17 protein-coding genes are annotated in these 18,471 nt (G+C 46.4%); 12 read left to right on the forward strand and 5 right to left on the reverse strand.

All coding sequences use genetic code 11. The annotated features are described in order from the left end of the window. Positions 1 to 15: 15 nt before the first annotated feature. From gyrB to dnaA, 5 genes are all read right to left on the reverse strand, one after another. A complete protein-coding gene (gene gyrB, locus M3M38_RS04405; RefSeq protein ID WP_252813685.1) occupies positions 16 to 1,965 on the reverse strand; it encodes a DNA topoisomerase (ATP-hydrolyzing) subunit B in 1,950 nt (649 codons plus the stop codon). Positions 1,966 to 1,989: 24 nt separating this feature from the next. Further along, positions 1,990 to 3,099: a DNA replication/repair protein RecF gene (recF, locus tag M3M38_RS04410; protein ID WP_252813686.1), complete on the reverse strand. Its 1,110-nt coding sequence runs from the start codon at positions 3,097 to 3,099 to the stop codon at positions 1,990 to 1,992. Positions 3,100 to 3,107: 8 nt separating this feature from the next. Continuing rightward, positions 3,108 to 3,326 (reverse strand): S4 domain-containing protein YaaA, encoded by a 219-nt coding sequence (gene yaaA, locus M3M38_RS04415; RefSeq protein WP_252766551.1) that lies wholly within the window; start codon positions 3,324 to 3,326, stop codon positions 3,108 to 3,110. A 170-nt stretch (positions 3,327 to 3,496) separates the two neighbouring features. Continuing rightward, positions 3,497 to 4,636 (reverse strand): DNA polymerase III subunit beta, encoded by a 1,140-nt coding sequence (dnaN, locus tag M3M38_RS04420; protein WP_252813687.1) that lies wholly within the window; start codon positions 4,634 to 4,636, stop codon positions 3,497 to 3,499. Positions 4,637 to 4,856: 220 nt separating this feature from the next. Continuing rightward, on the reverse strand, positions 4,857 to 6,200 hold the full coding sequence (gene dnaA / locus M3M38_RS04425; protein ID WP_252766553.1) for a chromosomal replication initiator protein DnaA: 1,344 nt from the start codon (positions 6,198 to 6,200) through the stop codon (positions 4,857 to 4,859). A gap of 494 nt (positions 6,201 to 6,694) precedes the next feature. Between dnaA and rpmH the strand changes: the two genes are divergently transcribed. From rpmH to citF, 12 genes are all read left to right on the forward strand, one after another. Further along, positions 6,695 to 6,829 (forward strand): 50S ribosomal protein L34, encoded by a 135-nt coding sequence (gene rpmH, locus M3M38_RS04430; RefSeq protein WP_252766554.1) that lies wholly within the window; start codon positions 6,695 to 6,697, stop codon positions 6,827 to 6,829. 65 nt (positions 6,830 to 6,894) lie between these two features. Then, positions 6,895 to 7,257 carry a ribonuclease P protein component gene (gene rnpA / locus M3M38_RS04435; RefSeq protein ID WP_252813688.1) on the forward strand — a complete coding sequence of 121 codons (363 nt, stop codon included), beginning with the start codon at positions 6,895 to 6,897 and terminating at the stop codon, positions 7,255 to 7,257. Continuing rightward, positions 7,254 to 8,090 carry a membrane protein insertase YidC gene (yidC, locus tag M3M38_RS04440; protein ID WP_252813689.1) on the forward strand — a complete coding sequence of 279 codons (837 nt, stop codon included), beginning with the start codon at positions 7,254 to 7,256 and terminating at the stop codon, positions 8,088 to 8,090. The genes rnpA and yidC overlap by 4 nt, the downstream gene beginning before the upstream one ends. A 197-nt stretch (positions 8,091 to 8,287) precedes the next feature. Continuing rightward, positions 8,288 to 8,995, forward strand: a complete 708-nt coding sequence (gene jag, locus M3M38_RS04445) for an RNA-binding cell elongation regulator Jag/EloR (protein ID WP_252813690.1) — start codon at positions 8,288 to 8,290, stop codon at positions 8,993 to 8,995. Between the two features lie 168 nt (positions 8,996 to 9,163). Next, on the forward strand, positions 9,164 to 10,558 hold the full coding sequence (gene mnmE / locus M3M38_RS04450) for a tRNA uridine-5-carboxymethylaminomethyl(34) synthesis GTPase MnmE (RefSeq protein WP_252813691.1): 1,395 nt from the start codon (positions 9,164 to 9,166) through the stop codon (positions 10,556 to 10,558). Between the two features lie 48 nt (positions 10,559 to 10,606). Beyond that, positions 10,607 to 12,544 carry a tRNA uridine-5-carboxymethylaminomethyl(34) synthesis enzyme MnmG gene (gene mnmG / locus M3M38_RS04455; RefSeq protein ID WP_252813692.1) on the forward strand — a complete coding sequence of 646 codons (1,938 nt, stop codon included), beginning with the start codon at positions 10,607 to 10,609 and terminating at the stop codon, positions 12,542 to 12,544. Positions 12,545 to 12,610: 66 nt separating this feature from the next. Further along, positions 12,611 to 13,405 carry an alpha/beta fold hydrolase gene (locus tag M3M38_RS04460; protein WP_252813693.1) on the forward strand — a complete coding sequence of 265 codons (795 nt, stop codon included), beginning with the start codon at positions 12,611 to 12,613 and terminating at the stop codon, positions 13,403 to 13,405. A gap of 84 nt (positions 13,406 to 13,489) precedes the next feature. Then, positions 13,490 to 14,626, forward strand: a complete 1,137-nt coding sequence (locus M3M38_RS04465) for an NAD(P)-dependent malic enzyme (protein WP_252813694.1) — start codon at positions 13,490 to 13,492, stop codon at positions 14,624 to 14,626. A gap of 9 nt (positions 14,627 to 14,635) precedes the next feature. After that, positions 14,636 to 15,679 (forward strand): [citrate (pro-3S)-lyase] ligase, encoded by a 1,044-nt coding sequence (gene citC / locus M3M38_RS04470; RefSeq protein WP_252813695.1) that lies wholly within the window; start codon positions 14,636 to 14,638, stop codon positions 15,677 to 15,679. Continuing rightward, a complete protein-coding gene (gene citD / locus M3M38_RS04475; protein WP_252766563.1) occupies positions 15,669 to 15,962 on the forward strand; it encodes a citrate lyase acyl carrier protein in 294 nt (97 codons plus the stop codon). Before citC ends, citD begins: the two co-directional genes overlap by 11 nt. Then, complete coding sequence (gene citE / locus M3M38_RS04480) at positions 15,962 to 16,876, forward strand: citrate (pro-3S)-lyase subunit beta (RefSeq protein WP_252766564.1); 915 nt, start codon at positions 15,962 to 15,964, stop codon at positions 16,874 to 16,876. The genes citD and citE overlap by 1 nt, the downstream gene beginning before the upstream one ends. Then, on the forward strand, positions 16,866 to 18,404 hold the full coding sequence (gene citF, locus M3M38_RS04485; RefSeq protein WP_252766565.1) for a citrate lyase subunit alpha: 1,539 nt from the start codon (positions 16,866 to 16,868) through the stop codon (positions 18,402 to 18,404). The genes citE and citF overlap by 11 nt, the downstream gene beginning before the upstream one ends. The last annotated feature ends 67 nt before the right edge of the window (positions 18,405 to 18,471 follow it).

Below are 18,471 nucleotides of genomic sequence, written 5' to 3' on the forward strand. Positions count from 1 at the left end.
CATGAAACAAAGTTGTTAAATATCTAGGTTTTCTACGAACTTAGCATTTTCTTCAATAAACTGCCGGCGTGGAGCCACTTTTTCTCCCATCAACATTTGAAAGGCATCAGCTGCCGCAGCGGCATCATCAGAGGTCACCCGCAACAGGCGACGGTTCGCCGGATTCATCGTGGTTTCCCACAGTTGTTCCGCATCCATTTCACCCAGTCCCTTGTACCGTTGAATTTGCGGTTTAGGGGATGCTGGTAGTTCGGCTAATAGCTGTTGTAACTCTTCGTCCGAGTCAATGTAGCGCTGGAACTTATTTCCCTGCCGGACCCGATACAACGGTGGTTGGGCGATGTAAACATATCCCTTGTCAATCATCGGCCGCATAAAGTTATAAATCAGGGTTAATAACAACGTTTGAATGTGCGCACCGTCAACATCAGCATCCGTCATGATGATGAGCTTGTGGTAATTAACCTTGTTAATATCAAAGTCTTCGCCAAATCCGGTTCCCATCGCGGTAAACAATGACCGAATTTCTTCGTTCGCTAAAATCCGATCCATCGTGGCCTTTTCGACGTTTAAAATCTTCCCCCGAATTGGTAGGATGGCTTGCGTCAACCGCGAACGTCCCTGCTTAGCAGAACCACCGGCTGAATCCCCTTCGACGATGAAAAGTTCTGAAACCTTAGGATCCTTACTGGTGTTATTGGCCAATTTACCTGGCAAGCTGTTGATTTCCAGTCCACTCTTTTTCCGAGTTACTTCCCGAGCCCGCTTAGCAGCCGACCGGGCCTTAGCGGCCAGCAAGCCCTTTTGCACGATTTCTTTGGCTACTTGCGGATGTTCGTCCATGAACTTCGAAAATTCCTGGCTAAAGACGTGGTTTGTGGCTGTCCGAGCGTCGGAGTTTCCTAACTTAGTTTTCGTTTGCCCCTCAAACTGCGGATCTGGATGCTTAACGCTTACCACTGCAGTGAGTCCTTCACGCACGTCTGGTCCCGTTAGGTTATCTTCGTTATCCTTGAGCAGGTTATTATTGCGAGCATAAACATTGATAATCCGCGTCAACGCCTGCTTAAACCCTTCTTCGTGGGTTCCCCCTTCATAGGTATTAATGTTATTGGTAAAAGTTTTCAACGTGCTGTGGTAGTCATCAGTGTACTGTAACGAGACTTCCACCGTGATGTCGTTTTCCACCCCTTCAACGTAAATTGGATCTTTAAATAACGGTTGCCGATCCCGATCTAAGTATTCGACGTAGTGCCGAATTCCGCCTTCATAATGAAAATCGTGCTCAATTGGTTCATCCGGACGATTGTCTTTAATCGTGATTCGCAATCCTTTGTTTAAAAATGCCAGTTCGCGCACCCGGGTGGTTAACGTATCCATGTCATACACGGTCGTTTCCGTGAAAATGTTAGGATCTGGCAAGAAGTGGACCTTTGTTCCGTGGGCATCTTCTGGAGCAGTTCCCACTACTTTTAAAGGCGTGTGCACGTGCCCACGCACAAAGTCCATGTAGTACTGTTTCCCGTTTCTAGTGACTTCAACGGACAGGCTTTCAGAAAGGGCATTCACTACGGAAGCACCAACTCCGTGCAAACCACCAGAGACCTTATAACCGCCACCGCCGAACTTTCCCCCGGCATGCAGAATCGTATACACCGTTTCAAGCGCGGATTTTCCGGTTTCCTTTTGGTTATCGACCGGGATCCCACGGCCGTTATCCGTAACGGTGATGCTATTATCTTTTTCAATCACCACGTCAATCTGGTCTGCAAACCCCGCGAGAGCTTCATCAATTCCGTTATCAACAATTTCCCACACAAGGTGATGTAATCCTTGCGAATTAGTCGCCCCAATGTACATTCCGGGACGCTTTCGGACGGCTTCCAGTCCCTTTAGGACTTGAATTTGACTCGCATTATAATCGTTAACACGTTCAGCTTTCGTCTCTTCTGGTCGCTCTGCCATATCCATCCTCCTACTTCAAATGATCTAAGTAACCTTACCAGCTTTAATCTGAAACAAGCGGGGGTCTTTGATTAATTCCGAAGATACTCCACTTAAGCTGGTGGTCGTTAAAAATGTTTGTACTTTATTTTGAATCGCCGTTAACAAGTGGGTCTGACGAATCTCATCTAGTTCCGATAAGACATCGTCGAGTAATAGAACCGGATATTCGCCAGTTTCTGCCTTCATTAAGTCGATTTCTGCTAATTTGGTGGCTAATGCTGCCGTCCGTTGCTGGCCCTGGGAGCCAAAGGTGGCAACGTCCTTGCCATTCACCAAAAAACGTAAATCATCTCGCTGGGGTCCATACAAAGTCGTACCCTGCTGAATTTCTTTTTTCTGATTATCAGCGAATTTCTGTAATAAGGCCATATAAATCATGTCAACACTTGTCAGTTGTTCCTTGGGCAAGGCGGTTGAATAGCGAAAATGTAGCTCTTCTCGTTGTTGGGAAATCTCAGCATGAATCGTTTGCGACCAAGTTTGTAGCCGTCCCAACAATTCAACTCGCTGAGCAATAATTTCTGCAGCGTAGGCCGCTAATTGGTCTGATAAAACGCTTAAATAAACCTTGTCATGAGCCTCGTGAAAATGCAGCTGGCGCAAATACGCGTTACGTTGCTTTAAAATCCGGCGGTACTGGCTCACGTTATACAAATAACGATTACTCATCTGCCCAAACTCGATGTCCATAAACCGACGCCGCACTTGTGGAGAACCCCTTACCAACTTCAAGTCCTCGGGAGCGAAAAGAATCACATTAAGTTCACCCACATAGGTCGAGAGTTTGGCCTGTTCAATGTGGTTGACCTTAGCTTGTTTTCCGTTGGAACTCATTCGTAATTCTAACTGGGTCGTGCCCGTTTTCCGGGTAATTCGCCCTGCTAACAAAGCAGTTTTGTGCTCCCACTCCACCAAGTTCCGATTGTTACTGGTTCGGTGACTACGAGCCAAGGCTAGCACGTAAATGGCTTCCAGCAAGTTTGTCTTGCCCTGAGCGTTTTCACCAATCAATACATTCACTCCTGGCGCAAACTGCACGTCTAATTGATCATAGTTACGAAAATTACGCAGTTTTAATTCGTCAATCCGCATGCAGTTTCCTACTTTGCCTTAATAAAAAACAAACCAACCTCAGGAACCCGAACAACGTCACCATCGTACAATTTCTTTCCACGTCGATTTTCGGGCTCATCGTTTACATACACGGTTTTCTCGCGTAAAAACCACTTTGCTTGCCCGCCGGAAGCAATGACATCTTCCATTTTTAGCAATTGGCCCAACGTCACGTATGGCGTTGTAATTAGAACTTCTTTTTTCATATTGCCACCTGCTTTCATTACTTCTAATTATACGCTTTCAAAGTGAAAAAGTATACCCAGCTCGCATTTATAGGCGATTTCAGCCCGTTTAGGCTTTTGAGACATTTAGGCCGGAAGCCAAACAAAAAAGCCCATAACTTAAATTACGGGCTTAGAGTGCATTTTCTGTTTTAAAACGTCCGGACGGGCGTAATCAGCTGAATAAAGTTTTCCTGGTTCTCAACTGGAGTAATCGTGAAAGGCCGCAATGCTGAAGTAAAGGCAACTTCCACGTCGATTGGTCCAAAGACCTGCAACGCATCCTTTAAGTAATCAGGATTAAAAGAAATTTCTAAGTCAGCACCACTCACTTCAGCCGGACTTAAATCTTCCTCAACTTTCCCGACGTCTGGAGAATTCCCAGTAATCGTAACCACCTGATTGTCAGGGTTAATGGTGAGTTTAATCACATTGTTGCGTGACTCATGGGAAAGCAACGAGGCTCGTTCAACGGCTGCGAGTAAGTCAGGGGCGGCAAATTGCACCTTCGTTTCAGAAGAATTCGGAATTAACCGCGATGTATCTGGATAGTTGCCTTCCAAGAGTCGGGAGTAAAACCGAGTTTTGCCAAAGGTAAACAATACCTGGTTTTCTGAAAGGTGCATCTCAATGGCATCTTTTTCACTGTCTAACATCCGAGATAATTCTTTCAAACTCTCTCCAGGAATCACAACGTTGTAATCCCCTTCTGCTGCCGTTGGAAGCTCCACTTTCCGTTGGCTTAAGCGGTGACTATCCGTGGAGACCGCCAGTAACTGATTGTGATCCAACGTAAAGTGGATCCCAGTTAAAATAGGACGACTTTCTTGTTTTGAGACCGCAATAACAGTTTGCCCAATTACTTCGCGAAAAATTTCGGCCGGTAATTGAATGGGATGTTCGCTATCTACTTCTGGTAAGTGCGGATAACCGTTGGCATCAAGGCCGTTGATGGTAAATTCAGAGTTTCCAGATTTAATGGTGGTTTGAAAGTTATCGCCAACTTCTACCAGTAATTCTCGGTTAGGAAGTTTTTTAACGATTTCACTAAAGAAGTGGGCTGGTAAAACGATTTTTCCAGTTGAACTAATCGTGAGCTCGTAATCAGGATTATCACCACTAATTAACGTTTGTATCGAAATGTCAGCGTTGCTTCCCGTTAGTTGAATGTTATTAGCAGAAACATCAATCATTAATCCGGTTAAAATTGGAATCGTAGTTTTAGCAGAAATTGCTCTTTGAACGATTCCAAGTGCTTTGATAAAAGCTTGGCGATTAATTGAAAATTGCATGGTTGAAATCCTCCTTTTTGAAATGGCAGTTAATTTAATTAATAAAAGATAAAGTTCGTAGTAGTAGTAGGTGTTGTTGATTCTGTGGATAACTCAAAATGAATTGATTTTTGCAAACTTATCCACTGTGGACAACTTTGTAGATAAAGTTTAGATAACTTACCAACTTATCCACAGTCCCCATTATACCATTTTTTGTACAAATTCTGAGCGCTCTATTTTAATGCCGAATTTCAGTTTTTAAGTCAGCAATCTGTTTTTGCAAATCGGCATCAGAAGCTGCCATTTTGGTGATTTTTTCGTGGGCGTGGATAACGGTGGTGTGGTCCTTGCCCCCAAAGGCTTCTCCAATTTTTGGTAGTGAGTTATCGGTTAATTCCCGGCAGAGATACATGGCGACCTGACGGGGCACCACTATGGCTTTGACTCTTTTTTTCCCCTTAATTTCTTTGACCGTAACGTGATAGTACGAGGCCGTAACCTTGATGATCGATTCGGGAGTAATGGCACTTTTTTCTTTGTTAAGCTTCAGCGGTTTTAAGGCTTCCGAAACTAAATCCATCGTTACAGGAGCTTGTTTGAGTTCCGCAAAGGCTTTAATCCGAGACAAGGCGCCCTCTAGCTCCCGCACGTTAGAGTCAATTTGGCTGGCAATGTAACTCATAATGTTGTCGTCAACTTGCAACCCTTCTGATTGTGCTTTGGCTCGTAAAATGGCGGCTCGAGTTTCTAAGTCTGGGGCCGTAATATCAACTGATAATCCCCACTTAAAGCGGGAAACCAACCGATCTGTCAGAGAGTTAATCTCGTTGGGGAGTCGGTCGGCAGTCATTACAATTTGCTTGTTTTCCTCGTAGAGGGCGTTGAAAGTATTAAAGAATTCGTCCTGGGTTCCCTCTTTATTAGCAAGGAACTGGATGTCATCGACTAACAGTAAATCAACGTTGCGATAAACCCGCCGAAACTCCTGCATTTTGTTGTTTTGCAGGGCATCAATAAAGTCATTGGTAAACTTTTCAGTGGTTACATACTTGACGTTGGCCTCCGGATTGTTTTTTAAGACCTTGTTTCCAATTGCTTGCATCAAGTGGGTTTTTCCTAAACCGACCCCACCGTAAAAGAACAGCGGATTGTAAACTTTGCCGGGATCCTCAGAAACGGCTAGAGCTGCGGCATGTGCCATCTGATTTCCCTGCCCAATGACAAAGGTGTCAAAGGTATAGTTGGGATTTAAGTGTGGATCAATGTGTGGCGTTTTTTCTTGGTGATGCGTTTCGTTAAACTGCGCTAAATTTTTAGCGTTGGGTCCGGCTTCTCCCTTTAAAACTAGTTTGGGGCGGACGTCCGTTTGGGTAATCGCATAGGCATATTCAATGAAAGTTGATTTTAACTGGCGATCCCAGTAGTCACGGTGTAAGGCAGTGGGAAGCTCTAGGGTCAGGATGTGACCGTCGTAATCAATGGGGGTGGCGGAATTAATCCAAGTATCATACGTAGTTTCGTCAAATTTAGGGTTTTCCTTAAACTTGGCTTTGATTTGATTCCATAGTTCAGTTTGATTCATGGAATATGAACCTCCTCCGTTATAAACATAGCCGTATTTTAGCACTAGCTTTTAAGGTTTTCCACAAGGTTATTAAACCTGTGTATAAATGTTTCACATGTCGTTTATAAGTTTTCCACAGCATTGTTTATAACTTAGTGGATAACTAAAAAACATTAAATTTTAACAGGATCCTGTGGATTAACAAATGCTATTATAGCAGTTGTTTTTTGGCCAATGTGATAAATATCAACAGATTGTGTATAACTTTTTAAACAGCTTGTTTTTCTGTGGATTAATTGGTGAAAATGCTGTGATAACCTTTGATAGTTATCCACAACAATTAACAGGTAAACTTTATGAAACTTTTTGGGAAAACCACGGAACGTGTGCTGCGACTTGCAAAATTGTTATTTGCGCTCAGCAGGTTTTGTGTTATCATTGGAAAGAAATACGATTTAGGATTACCTAAAATGAAATTTATTAATCATTCATAATAGTAAGGAGGGTTTGTAATGAAAAGAACTTACCAACCTAAGAAACGTCATCGAAACCGTGTTCATGGTTTCCGTGCCCGCATGAGTACTAAGAACGGACGTAAAGTTTTAGCTCGTCGCCGGCAAAAGGGTAGAAAAGTATTATCTGCATAGACCACTGACCAGTCGGTGGCCTTTTTTATTATTCAAAATATGATTAATTGGAGAAGAACAAACGCATGAGAAAATCATATCGGGTAAAAAAGGAAGCAGAATTTCAACGGGTTTTTGACGCGCATCAATCGGTGGCTAACCGTCAGTTTGTAATTTACCAATTGGAAAAACCTGACCAGCCTCATTTTCGGGTTGGAATTTCGGTGGGAAAAAAGATTGGGAACGCTGTTCACCGAAACTGGGTGAAACGTAGAATTCGGCAAACCCTAACGGATTTAAAACCGCAATTACGCCAAGACGTTGATTTTTTGGTGATTGCGCGACCCCGGGCGGACGGGTTATCGATGGCAGAAGTGAAAGCAAGCATGATTCACGTTTTAAAGTTAGCCAAGTTGTTGAATCCCGATGATTGTGAGGAAGAAAAGTGAAAAAATGGAAAAAAATTGCTACGACATTGTTAGTGGCCAGTCTTGGTCTGGTGCTAACTGCTTGTAGCAACGCTCCCGTGAACAGCCACAGTACTGGAATCTGGGATGGCTTAATCGTCTATAACTTCTCGAGAGCGATTATCTGGCTCTCTAAGGCCTTTAATGATAGTTACGGAATTGGGATTATTATCTTTACCATTATCGTGCGGATTTTAATTTTGCCGTTGATGGTGTACCAGACGAAGAATATGAAGGAAATGAACGAGTTGCAGCCACAGTTAAAGGCCCTGCAAAAGAGGTATTCTTCGCGTGATACTGATACCATGATGAAACTACAGGAAGCTCAAAAATCGCTGTACAAAGAGAACGGAGTCCATCCGTTTGCTAGCATGCTGCCAATGATTGTGCAACTGCCAATTATTTTTGCTTTGTACCAAGCCATTTGGAGGACACCGGCGCTGAAAACGGGTCAATTCCTTTGGTTACAACTAGGGAGTCGGGATCCGTACTTTGTTTTACCAATTCTGGCTGCTATCTTTACGTTCTTGAGTTCGTGGTTAGCAATGAAGTCACAACCAGAAACTAACGCGATGGCCTTTACCATGACGTTAATCATGCCGGTTGTAATTTTCTTCACCGCTTTGAACGTACCGTCTGCCTTGTCACTGTACTGGGTGGTTACGAATGCCTTTCAAGTGGTGCAAACGTTGTTACTGCAAAACCCTTGGAAGATGCAACGGGAAAGAGAAGAAAAACAACGAGCCAAACGGGAACACGAGCGTGAGGTCCAAAAAGCCATCCGGAAGGCCAAAAAGAGTCACCGGAAACGCTAAGCTACTAGGATCCGAGCTTTAAACAATTGCATTAAATGGAAAGCCGACTTTCGTTAATCATAACGGGGGTCGGCTTTTTTTGTGAGGAAAAATTGATTGCGTAGCATTAAATTGACAAAATTTGTGAAAGTTATTACTCTGGCGCGGTGTTTGTGCTATGCTAGCAGGGGTCAATTTCTAACTAGGAGATAAAGAACATGCCAAAATACGAAGGCCCTACTCTAGCAGCAGCCGTTAACAATGGATTAGCGGCACTTAACCTTACTGAAAACGAAGTTAACATTGAAATTATCAAACAGCCATCCTCTGGTTTTTTCGGCTTTTTTAAACGGCCGGCACAGGTCCTGATTACCAAGAAGGAGACTCCTCAACCATCAAAAAAACGGGCTCAGCGCGATAGCGATCCCGAAAAACAACCAGCCAAGCAACCTAGTCCGGACCGGTTCGAACGAAATTTTGCCGTTGTGAAACAACTGGGCCAGTACCTGCAAAATGTCCTGAGTGAAATGGACATTAACGCTACCTTAGAGGTTGAAATGCCTAACAGTAAACACGTCTACATTAACTGTGAAACGGACAAGGAGGGACTGTTAATTGGTAAACACGGTCGCACCATTAATGCCCTGCAACAGTTGTGTGAATTTTACTTGAACAACCATGGGGTCAACTACGTGGACGTGCTCTTAGATACCGCTAATTACCGGGAACGCCGGGAACAAATCCTGACCGACCTGGCTCGCAAAACGGCTTGGAACGTTCGGTCCACCGGTCAGCCAGTTCACCTGGATGCGATGCCCGCGTTTGAACGAAAACAGATTCACTTGGCGCTTGAAGATTTTGATGATCTGATTACATATTCGGTCGGAAACGAACCCAATCGAGAAGTAGTGATTGCCCCGAAGTAGTTTTAAATTGACAAACGCCTTGGGGTCGCTATAAGATAGGTGCAAATAAATTAATTGTCGATAAAGTAGTGAAAGTACTTTATCCTAATTCGCTGTGCGGTTGGGGTGGGTACTTTTTTTGTGTTCAAGGACATTTAGATGCGGATTAACCGAGAAAGGAGCAGTACCATGGCCTTAATGACCACTGATTATGATACTATCGCCGCCATTTCTACCCCGCCGGGTGTGGGTGGAATTTCCATCGTGCGGTTAAGTGGAAGTGAAGCATTGAACATCGCCCGGCGCATTTACCGGGGCAAAGACTTAGCCCGAGTTGCGACCGATACAATTAATTATGGGCACATCATTGATCCGCAAGCTGACCATCGCGAGATCGACGAAGTCATGGTTTCCGTAATGCGCGCCCCGAAGACGTACACCTGCGAGGATGTGATTGAAATTAATTGTCACGGCGGGTTACAGGTGACCAACCAAATTCTGCAGTTGGTGCTCCGGAATGGAGCACGCCTGGCAGAACCCGGGGAATTTACCAAACGAGCTTTTTTAAACGGTCGGATTGATTTATCCCAGTCCGAAGCCGTGATGGATTTGATTGAAGCCAAGACGGATGCCGCCCGCAAGGCAGCGCTGAACCAACTAGATGGAAACCTGTCTGCGGTGATTAAGAAGTTGCGTCAAGAAATCGTGGATGTCTTGGCTAACGTTGAAGTCAACATTGACTATCCTGAATACGATGGGGCCGAAGAAGTGACGACTCAACTGATGTTGGAACGAGCCACGGCCATCAAAGAGAAGATTGCCAACCTGTTAAAAACCGCTCAGCAGGGAAAGGTTTTGCGGGACGGGCTTAACACCGCCATCGTGGGTCGCCCCAACGTCGGAAAATCAAGTTTGTTAAACCGCTTACTGCACGAAGAAAAGGCGATTGTGACCGATGTACCCGGTACTACCCGGGACACATTAGACGAATACGTCAACGTCGCGGGTGTGCCCCTGCATTTAATTGATACGGCTGGAATTCACACGACGACCGATAAGGTGGAACAAATTGGAGTGGACCGCTCGCGAGCTGCTATTCAACAAGCGGACCTGGTCTTACTGGTTTTAAACGCCAGTGAACCGCTCACGGATTCCGACCAGGAACTGTTGGATGCTACCGCGGAAACCAACCGGATTATTTTGTTAAATAAAACGGATTTGCCGCAACAACTTACTGCAGCTGATTTACCGCAGGATGAAAAAACCGCCATCATTAAGACATCGGCAGTAACCGCAGATGGAACAGAAGCGTTGGAAAATATTATCGCCAAAATGTTCTTTACGGACGGAATTACGCGGAACCAAACGGACGTGATGGTGACGAATGCCCGCCACATCAGCTTGCTTCAGCAAGCTTTGGATTCGTTGACGACTGTTATCGACGGCTTGCAGGCGGGTCTGCCGGTTGACATTGCCCAGATTGATCTCCAGAACGCGTGGGAACAACTCGGGGAGATTACCGGTGATAATTACGATGAAGAACTAATGGATCAGCTATTTGAGCAATTTTGTATTGGAAAATAACTTTGTTTCACATGAAACAATTCGGAAATTGGTTTCAAGGAGGAAGTCATGACAAAGAAACCTGTGATTAAGGAAACGGCCGTCCAGCAGACCTATCAGGCCGGCAGTTACGATGTCGTGGTTGTCGGGGCTGGGCACGCGGGTTGTGAAGCCGCTTTGGCTGCCGCTCGGATGGGTCAAAAGACGTTGTTACTAACGATTAGTTTAGAAATGGTCGCATTCATGCCTTGTAATCCATCGGTGGGTGGACCGGCGAAGGGAACCGTCGTCCGAGAAATTGATGCCTTGGGCGGTGAAATGGGTAAGAACATCGATAAAACGTACATCCAGATGCGTTTGTTAAATACCCGGAAGGGTCCGGCGGTGCAGGCACTGCGGGCTCAGGCGGATAAACACGCCTACCACGAAGAGATGAAACGGACGATTGAAAACGAACCGAACCTAGATCTTCGCCAAGCCGTGGTGGACGATTTGTTGATTGAGGATGATACGGTAACTGGTGTTGTAACCAACACGGGGGCCGTTTATCAGGCCGGCGCCGTGGTCATGGCGACCGGAACCTCGGCGCGGGGTCAAATTTACATTGGGGAGCTGCGCTATTCTTCTGGTCCGAATAACACGATTCCGTCTCTCAAACTTTCCGAAAACCTGGAAAAGAAGGGCTTTCGCTTTGAACGGTTTAAGACGGGGACGCCCCCGCGGGTCAACGGCAACACGATTGATTATTCCGAATTAGAGGAACAACCCGGGGATGAACAGCCCCATCACTTTAGTTTTTTAACTTCAGATCAGGATTATCTCCCGCTTTTCCAACAGATTTCTTGCTGGCTAACCTATACCAATCCCACCACGCATCAAATTGTCCGGGATAACCTGGACCGGGCGCCGATGTTTAACGGGGTAATTGACTCGGTGGGACCCCGGTACTGCCCGTCGATTGAAGACAAGGTGGTGCGGTTTGCCGATAAGGACCGCCATCAGGTCTTTTTGGAACCAGAAGGACGACGGACCCAAGAATGGTACGTGGACGGAATGTCAACGTCCATTCCTGAAGAGGTCCAACAGGAAATGCTACACACGATTAAGGGACTGGAAAACGTCCAAATGATGCGACCTGGTTATGCAATTGAATACGACGTGATTCCACCGCAAGAGATGAAACCCAACATGGAAAGTAAGCGGGTTAACGGCTTATTCACGGCGGGGCAGACGAACGGAACTTCTGGATATGAGGAAGCCGCTGCGCAGGGCTTGATGGCTGGAATTAACGCGGCTCGTAAGTTACAAGGCAAGGAACCAGTCGTCTTGAAACGGTCTGATGCCTATATCGGTGTGATGCTGGATGACCTGGTAACCAAGGGGACCAAGGAACCATACCGGTTGTTAACCAGCCGGGCCGAATACCGGCTTTTATTGCGTAACGACAATGCCGACATGCGGTTAACGCCGTTAGGGCACGAACTGGGTCTGATTGATGACGACCGGTACGCGCGGTTTGTGGCCAAACGAGAGGCCGTGGAAACCGAGATCAAGCGACTGGAACAAATTCGAATTAAACCAAATGACGCGATTAATCAGTTTGTGGAATCCCAGGGCGATAAGCCGTTGCAAGATGGAATTGGCGCTGCTCAATTCTTGCGCCGGCCGTACGTGGATTACCAAAAACTCTTGGAATTCATTCCTGCTCCGAAAGAACCGCTGGCTACGGACGTAATTGAACAAGTTTCAATCCGGCTTAAATACGCGGGCTACATCAAAAAAGAAGAAGACCGCGTGGCCAAGTTAAAACGGATGGAAGCCAAGCGGATTCCGGCCAACATCGATTACGATGCTATCGACGGGATTGCGACGGAAGGCAAGCAAAAGTTGAAGGAAATTCAACCAGAAACGATTGCTCAGGCTGCCCGGATTAGTGGAGTTAATCCTTCTGATATTGCCATCCTTGGCGTTTACGTCCAACAGGGGCGGATTGCAAAAACGAAATAACGATTAGTCTCAGCGCGAGCTGGGACTTTTTTGTTACCATTAGGAAAACAACGGGAGGAAAAAACGATGAAATTTTATACCAATGACAACGTAGAGTTAGTTTATGACGATCAGGGTGAACCCACTGACCAACCGGTGGTCATCTTATCGGGAATTGGTGCTTACAAAGAATACTGGGAGGAAACGATTGCGGAACTCGTTACGCGACACTACCGGGTGATTAACGTGGACGCTCGAAATCAGGGGCAGTCAGAACACACCAGCAAGGGGCTGCGGATTAGTCGGCATGCGGCAGACCTGTTTGAGTTAGTGGAAAAACTGCAGCTGCAAAAACTCATTTTAATGGGGAATTCGATGGGCGCTTCGACCATGTTTGCCTACCTGTCTTTATACGGTGCGGCTAACGTTAAGGCCGTGGTCGATGTGGATCAGAGTCCAAAGATGATTAATGACCAGCAGTGGCACTTGGGCTTTAAAGACATTACCTGGGATGACTTTCACGAAGTTTTAAAACAACCGTTGGGAAAAACAACGTACACGAATTTTGCTGATGGTTTGTTTAAGAAGTTACAAGAACTTAAGCACCAGTATCCGTACGACGCGGACCTAAACTATCCGTTACTAGTGGATCATGCTACCCAAGATTGGCGTGACATTATTGCTAACTTGCAGTGCCCGCTGTTGATTGTTTCTGGGCAGGAATCCCCCTTCTTTAATCCCGAGTTTGGAGAAGTAGCCACGCGGATGTCAGAGCAGGTGAATCACGTGGTAATTCCGCGGGCAGGGCACCTGGTGATGGCTGAACAACCGGCCGAATTTAATGCTGAATTAGTGAAATTTCTTGCAAACGTGGCAGAATAAACTGATTTGGAAAATTGCTCACAAAGTGGGTATAATAACAGATGAATTGATAGCAATTAAACAACGAAAGAATGGAGGTCTTCCATGGCAGAAGACGTATTTCAAATTCACAAGGACCATACTGGGGTCCTCGGTATCGAAGGCGAATTCCCCGTTGATAATAAAGAGGAATTAGCACTGGCGTACACGCCCGGTGTTGCCAAGGTATCGAAGGCCATCGAACAGGATCCGAAGCTGAAAGATGTTTACACAATGAGTGGGAAGTTGGTCGCGGTGGTAACTGACGGTTCCGCTGTTCTCGGACTTGGAAACATTGGTGCGGGGGCCGGTTTGCCGGTGGTTGAAGGAAAAGCGCTCTTGTACAAGGATTTGGCTAGTGTGAACGCGTTACCAATTGCCATTGATCAAGATAGTGCTGCTGAAATTGCGAGCCACATCAAGGCCATTTCACAATCCTTTGCCGGAATTCACCTGGAAGACATTGCAGCTCCCAAGTGTTTTGAACTCGAAGAACTGCTGAGCCAACAATTAGATATTCCGGTTTACCATGACGACCAAGAGGGAACGGCCATCGTCATTTTGGCTGGTCTAATTAACGCCGCTAAGGTAGTTAATAAGAACCTTACGGACTTAAAAATCGTGTTGAACGGAGCCGGAGCTTCTGGAATTGCGACGGCCCGCTTGTTGAATGCGGTCGGCATCAAGCACGTGACTCTCGTTGACATTGACGGAGTCGTGCATGCAGACAGTCAAAACTACAATAAGTACCAAACTGGCTTAGCCAAAGTATTAAACGGGGTGGATGGTCAGGTTCTGGACGACGTGATTGACGATCAGGATGTCTTTATCGGTCTTTCCGTTGCGAACGTCTTAAGTAGCGATCAAGTGAAGCGGATGGCTAAGGATCCCATCATCTTTGCCCTTGCTAATCCAGTGCCAGAAATTGACCCGGATGAAGCGAAAGCGGCCGGTGCAGCTGTGGTGGCTACCGGATCCAGTAAGTACCCGAACCAGGTTAATAACATTTTGGTCTTCCCGGGTCTCTTCAAAGGCTTATTGGCTAGTGGAATTAACCAGGTTACCTACCAGATTGAAGAAACCGTTGCGCAAGCGATTGCGGCCATGATTCCGGAACCAACTGCGGAACAAATTGTGCCCGGTGTTTTTGATAAAGGCGTGGTTGAGACCGTTTCCCAAGCACTCGAAAACTTAGCAAAGTAGGGAAAACAGATGGATGCAGAAATCAGGGAGATGAACCTCCAAAATCCGGATGAGTTTGAGCAGTGGCGCTCGTTTCTTGCGGGCTTAGGCATTGCAAACTTTACGGCTGATGAGGTGGATCCGTTAGATGGGACGATTGGTCTGTTCGAAGGGGACCGCTTAATGGCCACCGGATCGTACTCAGAAAACATTTTGAAGTACATCGGGGTGTGTCACAAAACCAGTGAAAATGGGGTCTACTTTAACAAGATTGTGTCAACGTTACTGACGATTTTAGGTCAGCAAGGGATTTTTCACATCTTTGTGTTCACCAAGCCCCAGTATTCAGCTAGTTTTCAGCACGTGGGCTTTCAAGAAATCGTTCACAGCGAGAGCGCCGCGTTCTTAGAAACCGGGCCGACCTCAATTAATGACTACCTGGCCGGGATTCCCAAGGTGGAGGGCGCAAGCTCCGCCATTGTGATGAATGCCAATCCGTTTACTTTGGGACACCGGTACCTGGTGGAGGAAGCAGCCCGGCATAGCAGGCACGTGTATGTATTTGTGGTTAGCACCGATAAATCGCTGTTTAACTCTCAGGAACGCTTGGAGATGGTGAAGGACGGCACCGCTGATTTAGAGAACGTTGACGTGGTGAGTGGTTCGGACTATTTGGTGAGTTATGCCACTTTCCCGGCGTACTTTTTAAAGAGTGATACGAGTCGGGTCCGGTACCAAACCACGATTGATGCGTTGATCTTTAAAGAGCGGATTGCGCCGACGTTAAGCATTACCACCCGTTATTTGGGGACGGAGCCACAATCAGAGACGACAAACGTTTATAATGAGGTCTTAGAAAGCGTCCTTCCACCGACGGTTCAGGTTGAGATTATTCCCCGGAAGGAAACGGACGGTAAGATTATCTCAGCGCGTGACGTGCGGTTGGCGATTAAGGACGATCGGTTAGCTGATTTAACTGGTCTGGTCCCGCCGACGACGGCGACTTTCATCACGGAGCACAAGGCAGAATTGCAAGCACGGATTAGGAAAGGAATGAAAATTGATGGAAATTAAAAAAACAGCCATGGATGGCACGTTAGAGTCATCTGACATCCAAATCACCGTTAGTAAGGGAACGGATGGGGTGCAAATCGATTTAACTTCAGACGTTCAAGAACGATTTGGGGAACAAATTAAGCAGACCATTGAAAAGGTCGTGAAGGACTTTGACGTGGACAATGTCAACGTCAAGGCCGTGGACCAAGGGGCTTTGGACTGTGTCATTAAAGCACGGACCATTACGGCCTTACAACGGGCCCTTGGGACCAGCGCAGAACCAGCATGGGAGGTACTCTAATGACATTTAAAAAAGATCGGTTACGGCGGACAATGATGTTCGTTCCCGGAAACAACGCCGGGATGTTAAAGGATGCCGGCATTTACGGCGCCGACTCCATCATGTTTGACTTGGAAGATGCCGTTTCGTTAGCCGAAAAGGATTCCGCACGAATCTTGGTCTACGAAGCTTTGCAAACCGTTGATTACGGGGACACCGAATTGGTAGTCCGGATTAACGGGTTGGACACGGACTTCTTCCAAGCTGACATTCAAGCAATGGTAAAAGCCGGGATTGACGTAATTCGGATTCCTAAAGTGGAAAATGCTGACATGATTCGGGAAACCGAAAACTTGGTGGCTGCTGCCGAGGAAAAATTCGGTATTCCCGTCGGAACCACCCACTTGATGGCTGCGATTGAAAGTGCCGAAGGGGTCTTGAACGTGAAAGAAATTGCCAAGGCTTCAGACCGGATGATTGGGATTGCCTTATCAGCCGAAGATTACACGACGGACTTACAAACCCACCGTTACCCAGGCGGAAAAGAATTGGAATTCGCCCGGAACATGATTATCAACGCCGCTCGGGCTGCCAAGATTTCGGCCTTTGATACGGTTTACACCAACGTGGACAACGTGGATGGTTTGATTGAAGAAACTGAATTCATTCACCAATTAGGTTATGATGGTAAGTCAGTTATCAACCCACGGCAAATCCCTGTAATTAACAAGGTCTTTGAACCAAGTGAAGCAGAAGTTAAGAACGCGCAAAACGTGATTGCCGCCATTGAACGAGCTCACCAAGCTGGTTCTGGAGTAATCGCCATGAACGGTCAAATGGTGGACCGTCCGGTAGTAATGCGGGCTGAACGGGTTATGAAACTGGCCAAGGCTTCTGGAATCGTCGACAAGGAGGGTCACTACATTGGAGAATAAATTAGGACGGGAATTACCCAGCACTTTATTAGAAAAATTAGACTTTAAACCGTTTACGACCACTGAAATTGGTCACCCAATTGTACAACGGACTGCTCCGAAGGTTCGTTTATCAACCGGTGATGACAAGGTCACAAACGACTTAAAACAAATCGTGAAGGATAACGTTAAAGACGGCATGACGATTTCTTTCCACCACCACTTTCGAAACGGGGACTTCGTTTTTAACCAAGTGATGAAAGAAATCATGGCGCAAGGGATTAAAGACCTGACGTTAGCCCCATCTTCATTAACGGGTGCTATGAATGACGTAGCCATTGAAGCTATTAAAAACGGCACGGTTACTAACATCACCACCTCTGGGATGCGGGGTTCACTTGGGGACGAAGTTTCTCATGGTTTACTACCAAACCCAGTCATCTTCCGTTCGCACGGAGGCCGGGCTCGGGCCATCGAAAACGGCGATATTAAGATTGACGTGGCCTTTTTAGGGGTGCCAAATGCTGACCGGTGTGGAAATGCCAACGGAATGTACGGTGACGAAGCCTTTGGTTCGCTTGGTTACGCCCTAATGGACGCTAACTACGCTGACAAGGTTGTGTTATTAACCGACAACCTCGTGGACTATCCCAACACGCCAGCTTCCATCAAGCAAACTCAGGTTGACTATGTAGTGGAAGTGGACCAAGTGGGTGATCCTGACAAAATTGGTTCGGGAGCAACTCGGTTTACGAAGGATCCGAAGAACTTGAAAATTGCGAACTTAGTTAGTGACGTCATCACCAATTCTTCGTACTTTAAAGAAGGATTCTCCTTCCAAACTGGTTCTGGTGGAGCTGCCTTAGCCGTTACCCGTTATTTGCGGACTGCCATGGTTAACAAGAACATCCACGCTTCCTTTGGACTTGGAGGAATTACGAAGCCAATGGTCGACCTCTTAGAAGAAGGTTTGATTGGCAAGTTAATGGACGTGCAAGACTTTGATAAGACGGCCGCTCAATCCATGAAGGATAACTTGGACCAACAAGAAATTGATGCTTCCTGGTACGCTGATCCTGATAACAAGGGTGCCATGGTTGATCAATTAGACGTTTCGATTTTGAGTGCCTTAGAAATTGACACCGACTTTAACGTGAACGTCTTAACTGGTTCTGATGGAGTAATCCGGGGAGCCGTTGGTGGACACCAAGATGCTGCCACTGCCAAAATGACAATTATCTGCGCTCCGCTAGTTCGGGGTCGGATTCCTTCCGTTGTGAAGAGCGTCGGCACGGCCGTTACGCCAGGTAGTTCAATTGATGTGCTGGTTACGGAACGGGGTATTGCTGTAAACCCGAACCGCCCAGAACTCAAGGAAGAATTGTCCAACGTTCCTGGCTTGAACATTTACACCATTGATGAATTAGCCGACATGGCTCAAGCAATTGTGGGTCAAGAAGCAGAACTGAACTTCACCGACCGCACCGTTGGTCTGGTTGAATACCGGGATGGTTCGATCATTGACGCCATTAAAGAAGTAAAAGACTAGTTACACGCAAAAAGCGGGGCCTGCTTGCCAGACGCCCGCTTTTTTTGCTTGTTAAATTCTATGGGAG

The sequence above is a fragment of the Fructilactobacillus cliffordii genome (genome assembly GCF_024029355.1).
GTDB lineage: Bacteria > Bacillota > Bacilli > Lactobacillales > Lactobacillaceae > Fructilactobacillus > Fructilactobacillus cliffordii.

Coding starts and splice junctions, on each gene's coding strand:
- gyrB (WP_252813685.1), bottom strand. CDS start 1,965: ATGGCAGAGCGACCAGAAGAGACGAAAGCTGAACGTGTTAACGATTAT.
- recF (WP_252813686.1), bottom strand. CDS start 3,099: ATGCGGATTGACGAATTAAAACTGCGTAATTTTCGTAACTATGATCAA.
- yaaA (WP_252766551.1), bottom strand. CDS start 3,326: ATGAAAAAAGAAGTTCTAATTACAACGCCATACGTGACGTTGGGCCAA.
- dnaN (WP_252813687.1), bottom strand. CDS start 4,636: ATGCAATTTTCAATTAATCGCCAAGCTTTTATCAAAGCACTTGGAATC.
- dnaA (WP_252766553.1), bottom strand. CDS start 6,200: ATGAATCAAACTGAACTATGGAATCAAATCAAAGCCAAGTTTAAGGAA.
- rpmH (WP_252766554.1), top strand. CDS start 6,695: ATGAAAAGAACTTACCAACCTAAGAAACGTCATCGAAACCGTGTTCAT.
- rnpA (WP_252813688.1), top strand. CDS start 6,895: ATGAGAAAATCATATCGGGTAAAAAAGGAAGCAGAATTTCAACGGGTT.
- jag (WP_252813690.1), top strand. CDS start 8,288: ATGCCAAAATACGAAGGCCCTACTCTAGCAGCAGCCGTTAACAATGGA.
- mnmE (WP_252813691.1), top strand. CDS start 9,164: ATGGCCTTAATGACCACTGATTATGATACTATCGCCGCCATTTCTACC.
- mnmG (WP_252813692.1), top strand. CDS start 10,607: ATGACAAAGAAACCTGTGATTAAGGAAACGGCCGTCCAGCAGACCTAT.
- M3M38_RS04460 (WP_252813693.1), top strand. CDS start 12,611: ATGAAATTTTATACCAATGACAACGTAGAGTTAGTTTATGACGATCAG.
- M3M38_RS04465 (WP_252813694.1), top strand. CDS start 13,490: ATGGCAGAAGACGTATTTCAAATTCACAAGGACCATACTGGGGTCCTC.
- citC (WP_252813695.1), top strand. CDS start 14,636: ATGGATGCAGAAATCAGGGAGATGAACCTCCAAAATCCGGATGAGTTT.
- citD (WP_252766563.1), top strand. CDS start 15,669: ATGGAAATTAAAAAAACAGCCATGGATGGCACGTTAGAGTCATCTGAC.
- citE (WP_252766564.1), top strand. CDS start 15,962: ATGACATTTAAAAAAGATCGGTTACGGCGGACAATGATGTTCGTTCCC.